This is a genomic window from Pimelobacter simplex (assembly GCF_900114845.1).
GTDB classification, from domain to species: domain Bacteria; phylum Actinomycetota; class Actinomycetes; order Propionibacteriales; family Nocardioidaceae; genus Nocardioides; species Nocardioides simplex.
This window is the reverse complement of sequence record NZ_FOUK01000009.1, coordinates 74024-93450: the sequence shown is the minus strand read 5'-3', so window position 1 is coordinate 93450 and position 19427 is coordinate 74024. Positions and strand designations below refer to the sequence as shown.

23 protein-coding genes are annotated in these 19427 nt (G+C 74.9%); 10 read left to right on the top strand and 13 right to left on the bottom strand.

Annotation, left to right across the window (positions count from 1 at the left end):
• The first annotated feature begins 39 nt into the window (after positions 1–39).
• Positions 40–1143, top strand: a complete 1104-nt coding sequence (locus BM223_RS27310) for a citrate synthase 2 (protein ID WP_038677001.1) — start codon at positions 40–42, stop codon at positions 1141–1143.
• A 12-nt stretch (positions 1144–1155) separates the two neighbouring features.
• On the opposite strand, the gene BM223_RS27305 is transcribed toward BM223_RS27310, so the two are convergent.
• Positions 1156–2028 carry a LysR family transcriptional regulator gene (locus BM223_RS27305; RefSeq protein ID WP_038676999.1) on the bottom strand — a complete coding sequence of 291 codons (873 nt, stop codon included), beginning with the start codon at positions 2026–2028 and terminating at the stop codon, positions 1156–1158.
• A 78-nt stretch (positions 2029–2106) separates the two neighbouring features.
• On the opposite strand from BM223_RS27305, the gene BM223_RS27300 reads away from it, so the two are divergent.
• Positions 2107–3069, top strand: coding sequence for an EamA family transporter (locus BM223_RS27300; RefSeq protein ID WP_082003543.1), 963 nt, complete (start codon positions 2107–2109; stop codon positions 3067–3069).
• Positions 3070–3071: 2 nt separating this feature from the next.
• Here BM223_RS27300 and BM223_RS27295 read toward each other — a convergent pair whose 3' ends face one another.
• Positions 3072–3728: a FadR/GntR family transcriptional regulator gene (locus BM223_RS27295; protein ID WP_038676997.1), complete on the bottom strand. Its 657-nt coding sequence runs from the start codon at positions 3726–3728 to the stop codon at positions 3072–3074.
• Positions 3729–3774: 46 nt separating this feature from the next.
• Between BM223_RS27295 and BM223_RS27290 the strand changes: the two genes are divergently transcribed.
• On the top strand, positions 3775–5001 hold the full coding sequence (locus tag BM223_RS27290; RefSeq protein ID WP_052138243.1) for an MFS transporter: 1227 nt from the start codon (positions 3775–3777) through the stop codon (positions 4999–5001).
• On the opposite strand, the gene BM223_RS27285 is transcribed toward BM223_RS27290, so the two are convergent.
• Complete coding sequence (locus BM223_RS27285; protein WP_038676995.1) at positions 4976–6319, bottom strand: aminotransferase-like domain-containing protein; 1344 nt, start codon at positions 6317–6319, stop codon at positions 4976–4978. The two genes, BM223_RS27290 and BM223_RS27285, sit on opposite strands and share 26 nt — an antisense overlap.
• A gap of 71 nt (positions 6320–6390) precedes the next feature.
• On the opposite strand from BM223_RS27285, the gene BM223_RS27280 reads away from it, so the two are divergent.
• The 3 genes from BM223_RS27280 to BM223_RS27270 all read left to right on the top strand — a co-directional run bounded on the left by BM223_RS27280 (position 6391) and on the right by BM223_RS27270 (position 8558).
• A complete protein-coding gene (locus BM223_RS27280) occupies positions 6391–7089 on the top strand; it encodes a pyridoxamine 5'-phosphate oxidase family protein (protein WP_038676993.1) in 699 nt (232 codons plus the stop codon).
• Between the two features lie 94 nt (positions 7090–7183).
• A complete protein-coding gene (locus BM223_RS27275) occupies positions 7184–7828 on the top strand; it encodes a hypothetical protein (RefSeq protein ID WP_038676991.1) in 645 nt (214 codons plus the stop codon).
• 1 nt (position 7829) lies between these two features.
• On the top strand, positions 7830–8558 hold the full coding sequence (locus tag BM223_RS27270; RefSeq protein WP_038676989.1) for a hypothetical protein: 729 nt from the start codon (positions 7830–7832) through the stop codon (positions 8556–8558).
• Here BM223_RS27270 and BM223_RS27265 read toward each other — a convergent pair.
• On the bottom strand, positions 8555–9205 hold the full coding sequence (locus BM223_RS27265; RefSeq protein WP_038676987.1) for a response regulator: 651 nt from the start codon (positions 9203–9205) through the stop codon (positions 8555–8557). The two genes, BM223_RS27270 and BM223_RS27265, sit on opposite strands and share 4 nt — an antisense overlap.
• Positions 9202–10329: a sensor histidine kinase gene (locus BM223_RS27260; protein WP_082003542.1), complete on the bottom strand. Its 1128-nt coding sequence runs from the start codon at positions 10327–10329 to the stop codon at positions 9202–9204. The genes BM223_RS27265 and BM223_RS27260 overlap by 4 nt, the downstream gene beginning before the upstream one ends.
• Before the next feature lie 130 nt (positions 10330–10459).
• Here BM223_RS27260 and BM223_RS27255 point away from each other — a divergent pair, with 130 nt between their 5' ends.
• Complete coding sequence (locus BM223_RS27255) at positions 10460–11353, top strand: ATP-binding cassette domain-containing protein (protein WP_038676985.1); 894 nt, start codon at positions 10460–10462, stop codon at positions 11351–11353.
• Positions 11350–12210: an ABC transporter permease gene (locus BM223_RS27250; RefSeq protein WP_038676983.1), complete on the top strand. Its 861-nt coding sequence runs from the start codon at positions 11350–11352 to the stop codon at positions 12208–12210. Before BM223_RS27255 ends, BM223_RS27250 begins: the two co-directional genes overlap by 4 nt.
• Here the strand turns inward: BM223_RS27250 and BM223_RS27245 are convergent.
• From BM223_RS27245 to BM223_RS27235, 3 genes are read right to left on the bottom strand one after another with little or no spacing between them, the layout of a single operon-like run.
• Positions 12207–12587: an OsmC family protein gene (locus BM223_RS27245; protein WP_038676982.1), complete on the bottom strand. Its 381-nt coding sequence runs from the start codon at positions 12585–12587 to the stop codon at positions 12207–12209. The two genes, BM223_RS27250 and BM223_RS27245, sit on opposite strands and share 4 nt — an antisense overlap.
• The gene (locus tag BM223_RS27240; RefSeq protein ID WP_038676980.1) at positions 12580–13914 is read right to left on the bottom strand and encodes an APC family permease; all 1335 of its coding nucleotides are present in this window, start codon (positions 13912–13914) and stop codon (positions 12580–12582) included. Before BM223_RS27240 ends, BM223_RS27245 begins: the two co-directional genes overlap by 8 nt.
• A gap of 40 nt (positions 13915–13954) precedes the next feature.
• Positions 13955–14434 carry a GNAT family N-acetyltransferase gene (locus tag BM223_RS27235; RefSeq protein WP_038676978.1) on the bottom strand — a complete coding sequence of 160 codons (480 nt, stop codon included), beginning with the start codon at positions 14432–14434 and terminating at the stop codon, positions 13955–13957.
• Positions 14435–14543: 109 nt separating this feature from the next.
• Here BM223_RS27235 and serC point away from each other — a divergent pair, with 109 nt between their 5' ends.
• Together serC and BM223_RS27225 are read left to right on the top strand one after the other, a co-directional pair.
• A complete protein-coding gene (gene serC, locus BM223_RS27230; RefSeq protein WP_038676976.1) occupies positions 14544–15662 on the top strand; it encodes a phosphoserine transaminase in 1119 nt (372 codons plus the stop codon).
• A complete protein-coding gene (locus tag BM223_RS27225; RefSeq protein ID WP_075018795.1) occupies positions 15659–16318 on the top strand; it encodes a class I SAM-dependent DNA methyltransferase in 660 nt (219 codons plus the stop codon). The genes serC and BM223_RS27225 overlap by 4 nt, the downstream gene beginning before the upstream one ends.
• Before the next feature lie 7 nt (positions 16319–16325).
• Here the strand turns inward: BM223_RS27225 and BM223_RS27220 are convergent, their stop codons facing one another.
• The 5 genes from BM223_RS27220 to BM223_RS27200 form a co-directional block, all read right to left on the bottom strand.
• The gene (locus BM223_RS27220; protein WP_038676974.1) at positions 16326–16598 is read right to left on the bottom strand and encodes a hypothetical protein; all 273 of its coding nucleotides are present in this window, start codon (positions 16596–16598) and stop codon (positions 16326–16328) included.
• Between the two features lie 112 nt (positions 16599–16710).
• Complete coding sequence (locus BM223_RS27215; protein WP_038683489.1) at positions 16711–17205, bottom strand: O-acetyl-ADP-ribose deacetylase; 495 nt, start codon at positions 17203–17205, stop codon at positions 16711–16713.
• Positions 17202–17510 carry a DUF1905 domain-containing protein gene (locus BM223_RS27210; RefSeq protein WP_038676972.1) on the bottom strand — a complete coding sequence of 103 codons (309 nt, stop codon included), beginning with the start codon at positions 17508–17510 and terminating at the stop codon, positions 17202–17204. Before BM223_RS27210 ends, BM223_RS27215 begins: the two co-directional genes overlap by 4 nt.
• On the bottom strand, positions 17510–18463 hold the full coding sequence (locus BM223_RS27205) for a DNA topoisomerase IB (protein ID WP_038676970.1): 954 nt from the start codon (positions 18461–18463) through the stop codon (positions 17510–17512). Before BM223_RS27205 ends, BM223_RS27210 begins: the two co-directional genes overlap by 1 nt.
• A gap of 1 nt (position 18464) precedes the next feature.
• The gene (locus tag BM223_RS27200) at positions 18465–19424 is read right to left on the bottom strand and encodes a hypothetical protein (RefSeq protein ID WP_052138240.1); all 960 of its coding nucleotides are present in this window, start codon (positions 19422–19424) and stop codon (positions 18465–18467) included.
• Between the last annotated feature and the right edge of the window lie 3 nt (positions 19425–19427).

Below are 19427 nucleotides of genomic sequence, written 5' to 3'. Positions count from 1 at the left end.
TCCGGACGGCTCGCCCCGTCGCAACGAAGGAGTTCGCCGATGCCCGAGGTACACCACGGACTGGAAGGCGTCATCGCCTTCGAGACCCAGATCGCGGAGCCCGACAAGGAAGGCTCGGCGCTGCGCTACCGCGGTGTCGACATCGAGGACCTGGTCGGCCGGGTCCCCTTCGAGAACGTGTGGGGGCTGCTGATCGACGGCGCCTTCACGCCGGGTCTCCCGCCGGCCGAGGCGTTCAGCCTGCCGGTCCACACCGGTGACGTCCGCGTCGACGTCCAGGCCGCGATCGCGATGCTGGCGCCGGCCTTCGGCTTCGGCCAGACCTACGACATCAGCGACGAGCAGGCCCGCGCCGACCTCGCCCGGGTCGCCGTCATGGTCCTCTCGTACGCCGGCCAGTCGGCCCGCGACCTGCACCTCCCGGTCGTCCCGCAGCGTCTCGTCGACGAGGGCAGGACGCTCGCCGAGAAGTTCCTCATCCGCTGGCGCGGTGAGGCCGACCCCAAGCACGCGCACGCGATCGACGCCTACTGGTCCTCGGCGGCCGAGCACGGCATGAACGCCTCGACGTTCACCGCGCGCGTCATCACCTCCACGGGCGCCGACGTCGCGGCGGCCTTCTCCGGCGCCATCGGCGCGATGAGCGGCCCGCTGCACGGCGGCGCGCCGTCCCGGGTGCTGCACATGATCGAGGAGGTCGAGAAGACCGGCGACGCGCGGGCATACGTCAAGAACCTGCTCGACGCCGGCGAGCGGCTGATGGGCTTCGGCCACCGCGTCTACCGCGCCGAGGACCCGCGGGCCCGCGTGCTGCGCCGGACCGCCAAGGAGCTGGGCGCGCCGCGCTTCGAGATCGCCGAGGCGCTGGAGCAGGCCGCGCTGACCGAGCTCCGCGAGCGCCGTCCCGACCGCGTGCTCGAGACCAACGTGGAGTTCTGGGCCGCCATCGTCCTCGACTTCGCCGACGTGCCGCCGCACATGTTCACGTCGATGTTCACCTGCGCCCGCACCGGCGGGTGGTCCGCGCACATCCTCGAGCAGAAGACGACGGGCCGCCTGATCCGTCCGTCGGCCGTCTACACCGGCCCGGCGGCGCGTCCGGCCAGCGCCATCGAGGGCTGGAACGCCGACTGGGCGCTCTGACCCACCCGACCGCTACGGCGTGATCCCGAGCGAGCTCAGGAACGCCGCGGCCGCCGGTGCCGGACCGAAGCCGCTCCAGATGACGTGCTCGGTCCGGACCGGCGCCCGGGTGACCGGGATCGCCACCAGGTCCGGCAGGTGCGCGGCGAACGTCGAGGCCAGCAGGGCGACGCCGAGGCCGGCGCGGAGCAGGCGCGCCATGAGGAGCATGTCGGTCGTCTCGTAGGCGACCTCGCGGGTCAGCCCGGCCGCGGCGAACGCGAGGTCGGCCTGGCGCCGGCCGGTCGTCCCGGCGGGGAAGTCGACGAACGTCTCGTCGGCCAGCCGCTCCAGCGTCAGCCGCCGGCGTCCGGCCAGCGGGTGCCCGGGGCCGACGACGGCCCGGTGCTGGTCGCGGGCCAGCAGCCGCGTGGCGACGCCGGAGACGGCGAAGTCGTCGGGCAGCCCGAGGAACGCCAGGTCCAGCGCGCCCTCGGCGACCTGGCGCACGAACATGTCGCTGTTGCCGCTGGTCAGCCGGACCTGCACCTGCGGGTGCGCGGTCCGGAACGCCCGCAGCGCCTCCGGTACGTCGACCGCGGCCACCGTCGGGATCACCCCGATCGCCAGTGGCCCGCGGATCTCCCCTTCCGCGGCCGCCGCCTCCGCCGCCGCGCGGTCGGCCGCGTCGAGGCACTGCCGGGCGACGGGCAAGAAGGCCGCGCCCGCCGGGCTGAGCCGGACCTGGCGGCTGGTGCGGTGGAACAGCCGGACGCCGAGCTCCTGCTCGAGCCGGGCGACCTGGTGGCTCAGCGCGGACTGCACGACGAAGCAGCTCTCCGCCGCCCGGGTGAACGAGCCGTGCTCGGCGACGGCGAGGACGTAGCGCATCTGCTGGAGCTCCACTGATCTATCGTGAACCACGATCGATCCGATGAAAAGCATGTGTTGGACTCATTGATCGGAGCGGCGGACCCTGGACCTATGACCAGCACCGCCCTCACCACCGGCCCGGCCGCCCCCACCGGCACCAGCACGCGCACCAGCACCGGTTCCAGCACCAGCAACGGCACCACGAGCCCGGCCGGCACCGTCGGCCTCACCGCCCTGACCGCGCTCGCGCCGGCGGTGTGGGGCACGACCTACCTCGTCACGACCGAGCTCCTGCCGGCCGGGCACCCCCTCTTCGCGGGCCTCCTGCGGGCGCTGCCGGCCGGACTCCTGCTGCTGGCGGTCTTCCGCCGGCTGCCGCACGGCGTCTGGTGGTGGCGGGTCCTCGTGCTGGGCGCGCTCAACATCGGCTTCTTCTTCCCGCTGCTGTTCGCCGCGGCGGAGCGGCTGCCCGGCGGCGTCGCGGCCACGGTCGGGGCGATCCAGCCGCTGCTCGTCGTCGCGCTCGCGCTGCCGCTGCTGGGCGAGCGGCCCACCGCGGCCAAGGTCGGCTGGGCGCTGACCGGGGTGGCGGGCGTCGCGCTCGTCGTCCTCGGACCGACGGCGAGCCTCGACCCGGTCGGCCTCCTCGCCGGCGCGGGCGGCGCGCTGTCGATGGCCGCGGGGGTCGTCCTGACCCGCCGCTGGGGACGGCCCGAGGGCGTCAGCTCGCCGGTCCTCGTGAGCTGGCTGCTCACCGCGGGCGGCCTGGTGCTGCTGCCGACGACCTTCGTCGTGGAGGGCGCGCCGCCGGCGATCGACGTCCCGGCGGCAGGCGGCTACCTGTGGCTCGGCGTGGTCGGCGGGCTGGCGGCGTACCTGCTGTGGTTCCGCGGGCTCGGCTCGCTGCCGGTCACGTCGACGGCGCTGCTCGGCCTGCTCTCCCCCGTCGTCGCCGCCGTCCTCGGCTGGCTCGTGGTCGGGGAGTCGCTGCGGCCGCTGCAGCTGGCCGGGTTCGCCCTGGCGCTCGCCGCGATCCTCGGCGGCCAGCTCGCCGGCCGGCCCCGGCGCGGGTGAGCTCAGCGCTCGACGTGGTCCAGGAGCTCGGCGCCGGCGGCCGCGGCGGCGACCGGGTCGCCCGCGCGGACGGCGTCGAGCACCGCGTCGTGCTCGGCGGCCAGCGCGTCGGCGGTGCCGGGCAGGTCGATGCTGGCCCGCAGGGTCTCGACCAGGCCGTCGTACAGCTCGGCCAGCAGCGGGTTGTGGGCGGCCGCGACGACAGCGACGTGGAAGTCGACGTCGGCCCCGATGAACCCCTCGCCGTCGCTCTTCTCGAGCGCCTCGTGCCGGCGGGCCATGATCGCGTCGAGGACCGCCAGGTCCTCGGCCGTGCGCCGCTCGGCGGCCAGCGCCGCGGCGCGCACCTCGATCGCGTGCCGCACCTCGAGCAGGTGCTCGAGGTCCACCCGGTCGACCTGGCGGCGCATGAGCGCCTGCATCTCGGTCGCGGCGGCCACGTAGGTGCCGTCGCCGCGCCGCACGTGGAGCACCCCGAGGTGGGCGAGCGCCCGGACCGCCTCGCGCACGGTGTTGCGGCTGACGCCGAGCGCCGCCGCGAGCGCGGGCTCCGGCGGGATGCGCGTGCCGACGGTCCACTCGCCGCTCGCGAGCAGCGCGCGCATGCCCTCGATGGCCTGGTCCACCAGGGAGGCGGAGGTGGTCGGGGTGAGCGGCATGGACTTCCTTTCATCCAATCATCCGATGTCTGTTTAGAATAGCCGCATGTCCGCCGCCATCCACGCCTCGTCGTCGTCCGCAGCCTCCCCGTCGGCCCCGGGCGCGGCAACGGTACGGGGGCGTGCGGGCATCGGCCTCATCGTCGCCGTCCTGCTGGTCGCGTTCAACCTGCGGCTGGCGATCACCAGCCTCGGCGCGCTGCTCGACCGGCTCGGCGAGGCCGGCGTCTCGGGCGCCACGCAGGGCATCCTGACCTCGCTGCCGGTGCTGTGCTTCGCCGTCGTCGGCGCGACCGCGATGGTGGTGACCCGCAAGGTCGGCGTCGACCGCGGGCTCGAGGTCGCGCTGGGGCTGCTCGCCGCGGGCCTGGTGCTGCGCGTCCTCGACGGGACGCCGGCCCTCGTCGCCGGCACCGCCATCGCGACCGCCGGCATCGCCCTGGCCAACGTGCTCATCCCCGCGATCGTCAAGGAGCACTTCCCGCGCCAGGTCGGCCTGATGACCGGCGCCTACACCGCGATCCTGTCCCTCGGCTCGGCCGTCGGCGCCGCGTCCACCGTGCCGATCGCCAACGCCGCGGGCTCCTGGCGTGCCGGGCTCGGCGTCTGGGCGCTGGCCGCCGTGGTCGCGGCGGTCGCGTGGGCGCCGTACTGCCGCCGCAAGGACCCGGCCCGCTCCGCGATCCGCGGCGCCTCGATGCTGCGCAACCCCACCGCCTGGGCGGTGACGATCCTGTTCGGCACCCAGTCGCTCTACGCCTACGTGATGATGAGCTGGCTCCCCAGCCTGTACGCCGACGCCGGGTTCAGCGACGCGACCGCCGGCCTGCTGCTGGCGCTGAGCATCGCGATCGGCGTCCCGTTCTTCTTCCTCGCGCCCAGCCTCGCGGCCCGGCTGCGCCAGCAGGGCCACCTGGTCTTCCTGCTCACCGGGCTGACCGTGCTCGGCTGGGCCGGCCTGTGGCTCGCGCCGCACGACGGCGCCTGGATCTGGGCGGCACTGCTCGGCGCCGGCGGCGCGGTCTTCCCGGTGACGCTGTCGTTCTTCGCCATGCGCACCACGTCGAGCGCCGACACGGCGTCGCTGTCGACGATGGCCCAGAGCATCGGCTACGCGCTCGCCGCCGGAGGCCCGCTGCTCGTCGGGATCCTGCACCACAGCTCCGGCGGCTGGGCGCTCCCCTGCGCTCTCCTGGTCGGGCTCGGTGCCGTCCAGATCACCGCCGGCTACCTCGCGGGCCGTCCGGTCAAGATCGGCGAGCCGGCGAGCTGAGCGACCCCGCCAGCACCTCCAGCGCGCGGTCGAGCTCGGCGTCGGTCGGGCCACCGAACCCGACGACGAGCCCGCTGAGCACGGCCGAGCGGCAGTAGTCGCGCAGCAGGTTGACCCGGAAGCCGGCCTCCTCGGCGGCGGCCCGGGCGCGCACCGCGCGGGCGTGCGGGAGCAGCCAGGTGCTGTACATCCCGGCGACCGGCCCCGCCAGCTCGGCGTACGGCGACAGCGCGGCCACGACGCGCGGCGCCCGCTCGGCGTAGACCCGGCGGGCCGAGCGGACCACCGCGTCGACGTACCCGTCGCGCAGGAGCGTGACCAGGGCACGCTGCACCGGCCACGGCGGGACGTCGTGGGTGAGGCCGCGGTGCGCGTCGTACCTGTCGAGCAGCCGGTCCGGGACGACGGACCAGCCGAGGCGCAGCGACGGCAGGATCGCCTTGGACGCCGTCCCCAGGTAGGCGACCTGCTCGCGGTCGAGCGCGGCGAGCGCGGGCACCGGGGCGACGTCGTAGCGGAACTCCGAGTCGTAGTCGTCCTCGACCACCAGCGCCCCGTCGCGGCGCGCGGTCGCGAGCAGGGTGAGCCGGTCGGCGGCGGGCAGCACGCGGCCGAGGGGGTGCTGGTGGGCCGGGGTGACGTAGGCCGCGGCGCAGCCCGCCAGGTCGGTGACCGGCGCGAGCGCCGGGAGGTCCCGGACGGCGCGGCCGGCCTCGCCGACCGTCGCGACGGCGGCCCGGTAGCCGGGGTCCTCGACGGCGACCGCGCCCGGCGGCAGGACCGCCAGCAGGTTGCGCAGTCCGGCGCCGGTGCCCCCGGTGAGCCGGACCCGGTCGGCGTCGACGACGACGCCGCGGGTGCGCCCGAGCCGGTCGGCGAGCAGCGCGCGGAGCTCGGGGAGGCCGCGCGCGTCGTCGTACCCGCGGGGAGGCGTGGCCACCGACACCTCGCGCCACGCCCGCCGCCAGACCGCCTGGTGCCGCGGGTCGATCCAGGGGGTGCCGGCGTCGAGCATGACCAGCTCCCGCTCGCGCCCCGCCGAGCGCCGCCGGGCCGGTGCCGCGGGCGGGGCCGCCGTACCGCCGGCGATCCAGGTGCCCGCTCCCTGCCGCGCCTCGAGCCAGCCCTCCGCCAGCAGCTGGTCGAAGGCCTGCTCGACGACCGAGCGGGAGACCCCGAGGTCGGCCGCGAGCCGCCGGGTGGCCGGCATCCGGTCGCCGCGGGCGAGGACGCCGTCCAGCACGAGGCGGCGGACCTGGTCGGCGAGCTGGGTGCCGAGGGGCCGCGGGTCGGTGCGGTCGAGGCGGAGGGGCAGCATCGGAAGTGGCCTGTCGATCGTCGCGGGAAGTGGCCCGTGCTCGCAGGCCACTTGTCGACCACCATGGTGCCATGACGACATCGCCGACCCTCCCGATGGAGCCCACCGACCGCACCCGGGTCAACCGCGGCCGCAACCGCGCGGTCGCCGACCGCGCCGCCCTGCTCGCCCTCCTCGACGACGCCTACATCGCCCACCTGGGCGTCACCGTCGGCGAGCACCCCGTCGTCCTCCCCACCGCGTACGCCGTCGACCCGGACGGCCCCGACCACGGCGGCACCCTCTACGTGCACGGCTCGGTGGCCGCCGGCTGGCTGCGGAAGTCCGGCGGCGCCACGGTCTGCGTGACGGTCACCGAGCTCGACGGCCTCGTCGCCGGCCGCTCGTCGTTCCACCACTCGATGAACTACCGCTCCGCCGTCGTCATCGGCGAGGCCCGCCTCGTCGACGATCCCGACGAGAGGCTGCGCGCCCTCGACCTCATCGTCGACCACATGATCCCCGGCCGGGCCGCCACCCTGCGCCCCAGCACCCGCAAGGAGCTCGCCGCGACCGCCGTGCTCGCCGTACCGCTGCACGAGGCGTCGATGAAGGCCCGCGCCGGCGGCCCCGTCGACGAGCCGGACGACGTCGCGGCCGGGACCTGGGGCGGGCACCTCCCGGTGACCCGGGTGGTCGGCGCGCCCGTGCCGGCCGACGACAACCTGCCGGGCGTGGGCGTGCCGGACGACGTCGCCGCGGGGAGCGTCCGGGGTCGCTCGCGGGGCTGACGATCGCCGGTTTGCGCATGGATCGGGCAGGAGCCTGGCCCGGCGGCCCCGCCCGGTCCTACGGTGCGGGAACCTGCCGAGCGAGGAGGTGCGCATGCCGACCGAGCCGGCGCCACGCCTGGCCCACCGCATCGTCGTGACCGTGGTCGGCGCTCTGGTCGTCGCGCTCTCGGGGATGACGGCACCGGCGGCGAACGCCGACCCCTGGCCCACTGACTGGGGCGAGGACTACGGCGTGTTCAACCCGGACCGCGGGGCGCACACCTACTGCTTCCACGACGCCGAGCCCCCGGTCGCGGCACTCAGGAACCGGATGATCGCGGCGATGGACTACCTCGCCGCATCCACCGACGCCACCACCTTCGAGATGGTCCCGTGCGACACCAGCTCGTCCGGGGGGCAGACCGACGTCGTCTGGCGGGGGGCGACCGTCATCGTGAACGGAACGGAGGCGATCGGCCTCACCGAGTGCAGGCGCCGGTTCGACAACGGCCTGTGCGATCGCTACCGCGTGACCGTCAACGGCAGCCTCATCCGGTCCCACTACGGCGCCGACGACAACCGCAACCGCCAGTACCGCAAGACGGCCTGCCACGAGCTCGGGCACACGCTCGGCCTGAACCACTTCAACGCACCTCACGAGAGCTGCCAGCGCGTCGGATGGACGGGCACGATCACCGATGCCTGGACACGCACCTGGACCGCCCACCACCGCGGGCACATCGACGATTGGTTCTGACATGTCCCCACGCCACGCCTCCCGCGCCGGGCTCACGGTCGCGGCCGCCACCGCCGTCACGGCAGCACTCGCGCTGGCCGGCTGCAGCGCCGAGAACGGGCGGGCCCTCGACCGCCGAGACCCGGCCGAGCGATCGGTGGCACCGGCCGCCCCGTCCCCGTCCCCGACGCCCACCCCTTCCGCCGACTGCCGCCCGGTCGACGTCGGCGCCCTGCGCGCCGGTGGCGCCTACGACTACGAGCCCCGCACCCCCGCCGAGGTGCTGGCCGCGTCCGACCTGGTCGTCGTCGCCGAGCTGGTCCGGATCGTCGACGGCTTCGACCAGCGCGACGACGGCGACCGCGTCCCCTACCTGGTCGCCGAGCTCGCGATCACCGAGCGCATCGGGGGCCGCCACCCCGATGCCGTCCCCGACGGCGTCCTGCGGATGCCGATCAGCCAGGGCCCGGTCAGCGTCGAGTCCGGCGAGCCGTCGTTCGGCATCGAGCAGTTCCGCCGGTCGCTGCCGGCGGGCACCCGGATGCTGCTGCTCGTCAACGACGCGACCGCCGACTACGACAGCCCGCCGCCGGCGCTCCCGCCCGGCACGCGCCTGTACGGCGGGCAACCCGACGGCGTCCTCGTCGACAGCTGTGGGGCGCTGGTCGGGGGCCACGACGAGCTCATGGGCGCGTGGCGGTCGTACCGCACGCTCGACGACCTCCGCGCCGCCCTGCGCGCGCTCCCCTAGGAGCGGCCGAGCCCCGACTCGATCGCGAACACCACCAGCTGCGCACGATCCCGCGCGCCCAGCTTCACCATCGCCCGGCTGACGTGGGTGCGCACGGTGTCCGGGCTGACGACGAGCGCGGCGGCGATCTCGCCGTTGGAGCGCCCGGTCGCCACCCAGCCGAGGATCTCGCGCTCGCGGTCGGTCAGGTCGCCCAGGCGCGGGTGCACCTGCGCGGGACGGCGGGCGCCGAAGTGCTCGATCACGGTGCGGGTGACCGAGGGGGCGAGCAGCGAGCCGCCGGCGGCGACGACGCGGACGGCGTCGAGGATCGCGGTGGGCTCGGCGTCCTTGAGCAGGAAGCCGCTGGCGCCGTTGCGGAGCGCCTCGAACACGTACTCGTCGAGCTCGAAGGTCGTCAGCATCACGATCCGCACGTCGGCGAGGGTGGCGTCGGCGGACACCTCGGCGAGCATGCCGAGGCCGTCGAGGGTGGGCATCCGGATGTCGCAGAGCACCACGTCCGGCCGGGTCCGACGCAGCAGCGCGAGCCCCTCGCGCCCGTCGGCCGCCTCGCCCGCGAGCTCGAGGTCCGGCTCGGAGTCGACGAGGGCGGCCAGGCCCATCCGGACCAGGGGCTGGTCGTCGACCAGCGCGACCCGGATCACCGCGGCAGCTCCGGCAGCTCCGGCAGCTCCGCGACGACGGCGAACCCGCCGTTCGGCCGCGGCCCCACCCGGACCGTGCCGCCGACGGCGGCGACCCGCGCGCGCATGCCGCCGATGCCCATGCCCTCATCCTGCACGTCCCCGCCGCGCCCGTCGTCGCGCACGGTGAGCACGGTGCTCGCGCCGGCCGACGACCACGCGATCCAGGCGGTCTCGGCGGACGCGTGTCGCAGCACGTTGGTCAGCGCCTCCTGCACCACCGCGTACGACGCCTCGCCGGCCTCGCGCGACAGCGCACCCGGCGTCCCGGTGACCTCGACCCGCAGGCCCGCGGCCCGGACCCGGTCGACCAGGGCCGGGATGTCGGCCACGCCCGGCGCGGGACGCCGCGGCGCGGGCTCGCCGGCGATGACGGCGAGCTCGGCGCGCAGCGCGTCGAGGGACTCCTTGCTCAGCGACCGGATCGCCTCGAGGCTGGCGCGCACCTTGTCGTCGTCGCGCCCCAGCACGTGCAGCGCGACGCCGGCCTGCATCGCGATCACCGCGAGCCCGTGGCCGACGCCGTCGTGGAGGTCCCGCGCCATCCGCAGCCGCTCCTCGGTCGCCGCCCGGCCGACGCGCTCGGCGCGCGCCTCGAAGCGGTTCCGGGTCGCGGTCGCGACCGCGCCGGCGGCCAGCACGACGCCGGCCATCCCGATCGCCTGCCACAGGCTCTTGTGCGGCTCGTCGGCGTGCCACTCCCAGCGCGCGGCCAGGCCGGCGGCCATCAGCGTCACGCCGGCGAGCGCCCCCGGCAGCCAGCCCGCCAACGGCACGGCGGCCCCGGCCAGGAAGGTCACCGTCGGCAGGGCCAGGAAGACCGGTCCGTCGGCGAAGCCCAGCGCGAAGTAGATCCCGCACAGCGCCCCCGACAGCGCCAGGGCGAGCCCCGCCGTCCGGGCCGGCAGCGGCGGCAGCACGGCCGGCACCGTCGCCGCGACGACGAGGAGCACCGCCAGCGCGACGGGATGGCGGTCGTTCGCGGCGTTGGACGCGGCCGTGCCCAGGAACGCGATGATCAGCACGGCCCACGGCCACCACGCACGGTGGGCACGGGTCAGCTCGGCCACGCTCGGATGGGTCATGTGCCGAGGCTAGAGCGCCCCGCCCGTCCCCGCGTACGACGACAGGCGCCGCCGCCGTACGCAGAACTGCGTACGCCGCAGCCGCCGCACGACGGACGCCAGGACGCCGCGAACCGGGGACGGTGGCTCCATGAACACCAACGCTCCGGTGGCCACCACCGAGAACCTCACGAAGGTCTACGGCGACCGGGTCGCCGTCGACAAGGTGACCATGACCGTGCGGCGCGGCGAGGTGTACGGCTTCCTCGGTCCCAACGGGGCCGGCAAGACGACCACGCTCCGGATGCTGCTCGGCCTGATCCGGCCCACCTCCGGCACCGCGTACGCCGACCCGTCGGTCGGCGCACTGATCGAGGGTCCGGGCTTCCACCCCTACCTGTCGGGCCGCGCGAACCTGCGCGTGCTCGCCCGGCACCGGGGCCTGACGGACGCCGAGGTCGAGCGGGTGCTCGGCCGGGTCGACCTGGCCGGCCGCGGCGACGACAAGTTCAAGGGGTACTCGCTCGGCATGAAGCAGCGCCTCGGCGTCGCCGCCGCGCTGATGGGCGATCCCGAGCTGATCGTCCTCGACGAGCCGACCAACGGGCTCGACCCCGCAGGCATGGCCGACATGCGCGCCCTGGTCGTCGACCTGGCCCGCGAGGGCCGCACGGTGCTGCTGTCGAGCCACCTGCTCGCCGAGGTGCAGGAGATCTGCCACCGGGTCGGCGTCATCAACGACGGCCGGCTGCTGCGCGAGTCGACGGTCGCCGAGCTGCGCGGCGGTGTCTCCCTCCGCATCCGCGCCACGCCGGAGCCGGAGGCGCTCGCGGTCGCGATGCGCCTGGCCGGCGACGACGGCGTCCGGCGCGAGTCCGACGGCGCCCTGCTGCTCTCGCTGCCCGCCGAGCGCGCCCCGGACGTCGCCCGCGCACTCGTCGCGGCCGGCGCCGACGTCCACGAGATCACCGCTGCCGAGCGCAGCCTCGAGGAGGTCTTCTTCGAGATGACCTCCACCCACCCCCACCAGGAGGTACCGGCATGAGCACCCTGACCGCCACCACGCGCAGCACGCGCGCCGAGCTGATGCGGCTGCGGGCCTGGCCTGCCGTGTGGATCACGCTGGGCGCCTGGCTGCTGCTGAGCATCATGTTCGGCTACCTGTTCACCTACCTGTCGTACACGAGCGGCGACGCGAGCTTCGCCGACGAGGGCACGACCCAGGCCGAGCAGCTGGCCCGGATGCTGCCGGACGCGGTGCCCGACGTCTTCCTGCAGGGCATGCCGATGTTCGGCGGTGCGCTGATGATGGTGCTCGGCGCGCTCGTGGCCGGGAACGGCTACGGCTGGGGCACCTGGAAGACCCTCTTCGCGCAGGGCGTGCGCCGTACCCCGGCGCTGCTGGGCTCGGTCACGGCGCTGACCGCGGTCGTGCTGACCACGCTCGTCGTGACCCTCGGCCTCGACCTCGGCATCTCGCTGATCATCACCGCGAGCGAGAACCAGGACGTCGTGATGCCGTCGTTCGGCTCGGTCACCGAGGCGTTCGGCGCCGGCTTCCTGGTGCTGGAGATGTGGGCGCTGCTGGGCTTCCTGCTCGGGACGCTCGCCCGTGGGCCCGCGCTCTCGGTCGGTCTCGGCCTGGTCTGGGCGCTGGTCGTGGAGAACCTGCTGCGGGGTGTGGGCCAGCTGCTCGGCTGGGTCGAGAGCCTCACCGAGGTGCTGCCCGGCACGTCGGCCGGCTCGCTGATCGGGGGGATCGTCGGCGTGGGCGCCGGCGACGGGACGCCCGGCGTGCTCGACACCGTGCCTGTCGGGCGCGCGGCGATCACCGTCGCGGTCTACCTGGTGCTCGCGGTGGCGGGCAGCGTGCTGCTGGTGCGCCGACGGGACGTCGCCTAGCTCGCGAGCGAGATCTCCAGCCGGGGCTGCTGCTCCAGCGTCGTGTGCACCGGGCACCGGTGCGCGGCGCGGAGCAGCGCCTCGGCCTGCTCGGCGCTCACCTCGGGCCCCACGTGCACGACTGCCCGGACGACGCCCACCCGGCGCGGCCGGTTGGCCATCTCGCCGCTGACCTCGACGTGGAGGTCGTCGCTGGGGATGGCGTTGCGCAGGGCGTGGTCGACCATCGTGGCGAGCATGCAGCTGGCCACGCTGCCGAGCAGCAGCTCGACGGGCGTGAGGCCGGGTCCGCCGACCTCGACCGCGGCGGTGCCGTTGGAGACGGTGGCGGTGGCGGCGCCGGAGCGGCGCGCGGAGACGGCGTACGAGTCAGCCACGGGCGGGCTTCCTTCCGGTGAGGACGGCGTAGAGCAGGCCGAGCGCCAGCCAGACGGCGGCGACCGTCTGGGCGTGGTGGTCGGCGTAGACGATGATCGCGGCCAGGGCGAGCGCGCCGGCGACCGGGACCGCGAGGTGGAGCACCCAGCGGCGGCTCCCCCGGCGGACGACGTAGTAGCCGACGACCGAGGCGTGCAGCAGCAGGAACGCCGACAGGGCGCCGAGCGAGACGGTCGACGCGAGCAGGTCGAGGCCGGTCGGCTCGTGCGCGGCCCACACGGCGAGGACCAGCGTGACGACGGTGATCCCGGCCGTGGCGAGCACGGGGACGCCGCCGCGGCGCGACACCCGGCCGAGCACGGCGGGGAGCCGGCCCTCGCGCGCCATGGTCATCACGATCCGGCTGCCGGCGGCGATGCCGACCATCCCGGCGAAGGTCGCGCCGAGCGCCTTGGACACCCCGAGCGTGGTGGCCAGCCAGGGCGCGACCTGCTCGCGGGTGGCGTCGTAGAAGGTGGTCCCCTGCAGCGCCGGGTCGGCGGCGAGCTCGGCCGGCGAGACGGGCGTGATGAGTGCCACCAGGTAGGTCTGCACGAGGAAGAGCACGCCCGCCGCGAGCAGGCACGCGACCATCGCGCGGCCGACGAGGCGCGGCGCGCCGGCGCTCTCCTCGGCGAAGGTCGCGATGGCGTCGAAGCCCAGGAACGCCAGCGCCGCGACCGACACGGCGCCCACGACCGCCGTCACCGAGAAGCCGCCGACCCCGGTCAGCGGCGCGTGCCACGGCTGCGTCGTCCCGCTGTGCAGCAGGACGCCGAGCGCACCTGCCAGCACCACCAGCAGCACGACGGTCTCGGCGACGACGACCGCGATCGCCGCCCGCGCCAGGACCCGCGCGCCGCTGAGGTTGAGCAGGGTGGCGACCACGACCGCGGCGCCCGAGAACAGCCAGGCCGGGACGCCCGGCACGAACGAGTGCATTGCCAGGCCGGTGAAGAGGAACGCCACGCTCGGGATGAGCAGGTAGTCGAGCAGCACCATCCAGCCGGCCACGAAGCCGGTCCGCGGGCCGATCGCCGCGGTGGCGTAGGAGAACACCGAGCCGGCGCGCGGCACGACCGCCGAGAGCTGGGCGTAGGCCAGCGCGGTCAGCGTCATCACCGCCGTGGCGACGACGTAGACCGACACCACGGCGCCGTGGCTGCGCGCGAGGAGGGTGCCGAAGATGCCGACCGGCGCCGCCGGCCCGATGAAGACCAGGCCGCTGGCGACGAGGTGACGCAGGCTCAGCTCACGGCGCAGGCCTGCTCCCGAGGATTCACTCACCCCCGCCCAACGCCCCGGCGCGACGGGCTATTGCGTGACCTCAGACTCGCTTGCCGAAGCAGCGCGAGAGCGGCGCGTCCTGGTAGTAGCCGAAGCCCGGGACCTCCTCGTAGCCCGCGCTGCGGTACAGCGCGATCGCCTCGGGCTGGCGCAGACCGGTCTCCAGCACGACCAGGTCGTGCCCGGCCGCCCGGGCGCTGGCCTCGAGCGCGGCGAGCACGCGGCGCGCGAGGCCCCGTCCGCGGCGCTCCGGGACGACGTACATCCGCTTCACCTCGACCGCGCTGGTGCCGCCGAGCACGCGCACCGGGGACCGGCGCCAGGCGCCCGTCGCGACCGGGTCCGGGCCGTCGTACCCCACGAGGAAGAGGCCCTCGGGCGGATCGAAGACGGCAGGGTCGACGGGGCTCTCGTCGGGCGAGCCGTACCGCTCGACGTACTCGAGCTGCACCCGTGCCACGAGGGCCGCGGCGTCGGCGTGGAGGTAGCCGACCGGGCGCAGGTCGAAGGGGGTGTCCATGGGCGGCCTAGCGATTTCCAGCGGGTGTGACGGGCCTGTCAGACTAGAGCCATCTCTGACAGCGTCGTCAGCCTGTCCCTCCCGCATGCTGCGATGAGAAGGTGCCACCGTGACTGACGCGATCGTGATCCCCGCCGACCTCAAGCCCGCCGACGGCCGCTTCGGCGCGGGCCCCTCGAAGATCCAGACCAGCCACCTCGACGCGCTGGCCGCCACCGGCGACACCCTGATGGGGACGTCGCACCGCCAGGCGCCCGTCAAGAACGTCGTCGGGCGGGTCCGCGAGGGCCTGGCCGCGCTGTTCTCGCTGCCCGAGGGCTACGAGGTCGTGCTCGGCAACGGCGGCGCCACCGCGTTCTGGGACATCGCCACCTTCGGGCTGATCGAGAAGAAGTCGCAGCACCTGACCTTCGGCGAGTTCTCGGCCAAGTTCGCCAAGGCCGCCGAGCAGGCCCCGTGGCTCGACACCCCGTCGGTGATCAAGAGCGACCCGGGCAGCCGCCCCGACGCCGTCGCCGAGGACGGCGTCGACGTCTACGCCTGGGCCCACAACGAGACCTCGACCGCCGTGATGGCGCCCGTCGTCCGCCCGGCCGGCACCGACGGCGCCCTCGTCCTCGTCGACGCCACCTCGGGCGCCGGCGGCCTCCCGGTCGACCTGACCGAGACCGACGTCTACTACTTCGCGCCCCAGAAGTGCTTCGCCTCGGACGGCGGGCTCTGGATCGCCACGATGTCGCCCGCCGCCCTCGAGCGCGCGGCGCGCATCGGCGCCTCCGACCGGCACATCCCGGCCTTCTTCGACCTGCCGACCGCGATCGACAACTCGGCCAAGAACCAGACCTACAACACCCCGTCGGTCGCCACGCTCTTCCTCATGGCCGAGCAGCTCGACTGGATGAACGCCCAGGGCGGCCTCAAGGGCATGGTCGAGCGGACCACGGCCTCGTCCGACGCGCTCTACGGCTGGGCCGAGCGGACGTCGTACACGACGCCGTACGTGGCCGAGCCGGGCAACCGCTCGCTGGTGATCGGCACCATCGACTTCGACGAGTCGATCGACGCCGCCGAGATCGCCAAGGTGCTCCGCGCCAACGGGATCGTCGACACCGAGCCCTACCGCAAGCTGGGCCGCAACCAGCTCCGGATCGCCATGTACCCGGCGATCGACGCCGCCGACATCGAGGCGCTCACCGCGTCGATCGACTACGTCGTCGGGGCGCTCTGACCGGCACCTCGGCGGGCGCCGGCCGGACGCCGGCGACGCGGGCGTTCTACGACCGGGTCGCGGACGACTACGCCGAGCTGATCCCGGACCTGCGCCACGAGCGACCGCTCGAGCGCGGCCTGCTCGACGAGCTCGTCGCGGCCCTGCCGGCGCACCCGGCACCCGTGCTCGACGCCGGGTGCGGCACCGGGCGGATGCTCACGCACCTCGCCGAACGGGGCGTCGCACCGCTCACCGGGGTGGACCTGTCCCCCGGCATGCTCGCCCACGCCCGGCGCGGGCATCCCGGGACGCCGCTCGCCGCGGCCGACCTGCGGGCGCTCCCCCACGCGACGGCGTCACTGCGCGGGGTGCTGTGCTGGTACGCGATCATCCACAGCACCCCAGCCGAGGTCGCGACGATCGCCGGCGAGCTCGCCCGGGTCCTGGTCACCGACGGCGTCCTGCTGCTCGGCTTCCAGGCCGGACGGGGTGAGCGGGTGGTCGACGGCACCGCCTACCGCCAGCAGACGACGCTGCACGGGGTGCTCCACGAGCCCGACGAGGTCGCTGGGCTGCTGGCCGAGCGCGGCTTCGCGGTCCTCGCGACCGCCCGTCGTGCGGCGGTCGGCGGCGAGCGCCACGACCACGGCTTCGTGCTGGCCCGGCGCCGCTGAGGCGGCCTCAGGCGTAGACGTCGACCTGCGGGACCCCGAGCGCGACCATCAGGTCGCGCCGGGTGGCGCCGGTGACGGCACCGGGCGTGCTCAGCGCCTCGGCGACCGTGCGCTGCAGGTCGCGGTGCTCGGAGAAGTGCCGCAGCGCGGCGTCGCGCCACTCGTCGGCGGCCGGCCCCTCGGTGCTCGCCGGGACGGGCCGCGGCGAGCGGAGCAGCCAACCCACGCACACCAGCGTGACGGCGACCAGCAGGACGGCGGTGGTGAGCTCCATCGGCATGGTCGGCTCCTCTCGGGGCGGTCGGTGGTCCGGTGCCTGACCAACGACCTTCCGCCGAACGGGTGACGACCGCATCCCCGAAATCGGGACCAGGTCCCGACGCCGGAGCCTCTCAGAGGCGCGCGGCGATGAGCTGGTGGACGGCCTCGCCGAAGGCCACCATGCGCGCCACCTCGACCTGCGTCGGCGTCGCGCGCAGCGTCTCGAGGGCCGCGTCCACGGCGTCCTCGCGCGGCCAGCCGTAGGCGCCGGCGCTGATCAGCGGGAAGGCGATCGAGCGCGCGCCCAGCTCGTCGGCGACCTCGAGCGCCCGGCGGTAGCAGGACGTGAGGAGCGTCCGGTCGGTCTCGCCGGCGTTGCGGTTGGGGCCGACGACGTGGATCACCCAGCGCGCGCTCATCCGCCCGGCCGTCGTCCAGCCGGCGTCACCGGTCGCGAGCCCGTGGGGGAACCGGCGCCGGCAGTCGTCGAGCACCTCGGGCCCACCGGCCCGGTGGATCGCGCCGTCGACGCCGGCGCCGCCGCGCATCGCGCGGTTGGCGGCGTTGACCACGGCGTCGACGTCCTGCTGGGTGATGTCGCCCTCGACGACCTCGATGCGCATCAGTCGACCGTACGCAGCCGCACCGTGCAGGGTCCACCCTCGGTCAGGCCCTCGGCGACCCGGACGGCCTTCTTGACGGGCAGCACGAACGTCTTCTCCTCGACGCTCGGGAAGACCGACGTCCGCCAGGTGCTCGACCCGACGCTGACCTCGACCCGGACGCTGCCGAAGCCCTTGCGCGGTCCGGTCTCCTCCTCGATCGCGTCCGACACCTCGAACGGCAGGCTGACGAAGAACCAGGCCCCACCCGTCGTCTCGTCGCGCGCCTGCCAGCGCCACAGCTCGGCGGTGAACTCGTGCTCGGCCATCAGCGGCCCGCCAGCAGACGGAGCGTCGCGCGCTCCCGGTCTCCCCCACGCCGGAGCGCGGGCCGGATCGTGCGCCCCTCCTCGTAGGCGTCGACCACCCGCGGGTCGACGTACGCCGAGCGCGCCAGCGCGGGCGTGTTGCCGAGGAACTCCGCGACCTCGCGCATCGCGGCGGCGACCGCCCGCTTGCGGACGGTCGCGGACGCCTCGGTCCCCGGTGCGTCGGCGAGGGCGGTGGCGGCGAGGACGGTGCCGTGCCAGGTGCGGAAGTCCTTGGCGGTCACCTCGAGCCCGCTGACCTCGCGCACGTAGTCGTTGACGTCGTCGGAGCCCACGTCGAGCAGCCGCCGGTCCTTGCGGCGGCGCCGGCGGCGGCGGTCGAGCGCGGCGACCGCGATCTCGTCGTCGATCTCGACGTGGTGCTCGATCCCGGACTTGCCGGTGAACTCGAAGACCAGCGCCCCGGCGGAGCGTCGTACGTGGTCGCGCTCGAGGGTGGTCAGCCCGAAGGAGCCGTTCTCGGCGGCGTAGACGTCGTTGCCGACCCGGAAGCAGCCCAGGTCGAGCAGCCGGACGGCGAGCGCGCACGTCGCCGTCGGGCCGAGGTCGTCGGCAGCGAGGTCGGCCAGGACCCGCTCCCGGATCCGCGGCAGCCGTCGTCCGAGCCCGACCACGCGCTCGTGCTTCTCCTCGGCCCGGCGCGCCACCCAGGCCGGGTGGTAGAGGTACTGGCGCCGGCCCGCGTCGTCGGTGCCGACCGCCTGCAGGTGGCCGTGGGGGTGCGGGCTGATCCAGACGTCGGTCCAGGCCGGCGGGATCACCAGGTCGCGGCAGCGCTGCACGTCGTCGTCGGGCAGCCGGTCGCCGGCAGCGTCGACGTAGACGAAGCCGCGCCCGGCCCGGCGCCGGGTCCAGCCCGGCTCCTCGGGCGACGTACGACGTAGCCGTGGCATGTCAGCTCCTCCTCCGCGCGATGCCCACCCAGGCGAGCAGCGCGACCACCGCCGCAGCACCGGCCGCGGCAGCCCACGGCCACCACACGAGCTGGGCCGCCGGGTCGTCGTCGGTCGCCGGGGCCGGCTCGGCAGCACCCTCGGACGCCCCCTCGGACGGCGTCGCCTCCGGCAGCGGCAGCGCGACGCTCAGCACCTCGGCGCCCTCACCCTCGGAGCTCAGCAGCACCTCCCCGTCGGCGGCGACCGCGATCCCCTCACCCTGCCGCTGCGCGGGCAGGTCGAAGCGGGCGACCCGGTCGAGCCCGGGCCAGGTGTAGACGACGGCCTGGCCGTAGTTGCGCAGCACGACGTGCTTGCCGTCGGGGAAGAAGGCACCGTCGGTGGCGATGCCGAGCACCTCGCCGACCGGCTCGAGCCGGTTGGGGCGGTCGGGGTCGAGCTTCGCCGGCGCCGCGTAGAGACGGCCGATGAACTCCTTGGCCACGACGTAGAGGCGCCCGGTCGCGGGGTCGCTCAGCAGCGTCTCGGCGTCGTGGGGTCCGTCGGGGTAGACGAGCTCGTACGTCGGCGCGGTCACCGTCTTGTCGCCGCGGCCGTAGGGCACCCGCGCCACCGACACGTGGTCGCGGCTGGCCGCGTTGTCGCCGATGTCGCCGACCCACACCTCGCCTTCGCCGGCGGGCGCGAGGGCCTCGTGGTCGCGCGCCTCGCCCTGCCAGCGGGTGATCCCGACGGTGTCGCCGGTGCTCGTGTCGACGGTGAAGATGCGGTTGCTGTCGCCGGAGTCGTTGACCGTGACGACCACGCCGTCGCCGGCGACGAGGCCGCTCGACTCGGCGATCTGCGGGTCGGTGAACGCGAAGACCGGGTCGCCGGGGATCGGCGCGACCGCGGCGCCGGGACTGAGCAGGCCGACGGCGAAGGGCACCGGCAGCAGCAGGAAGAGCAGCTTCTCCACGCG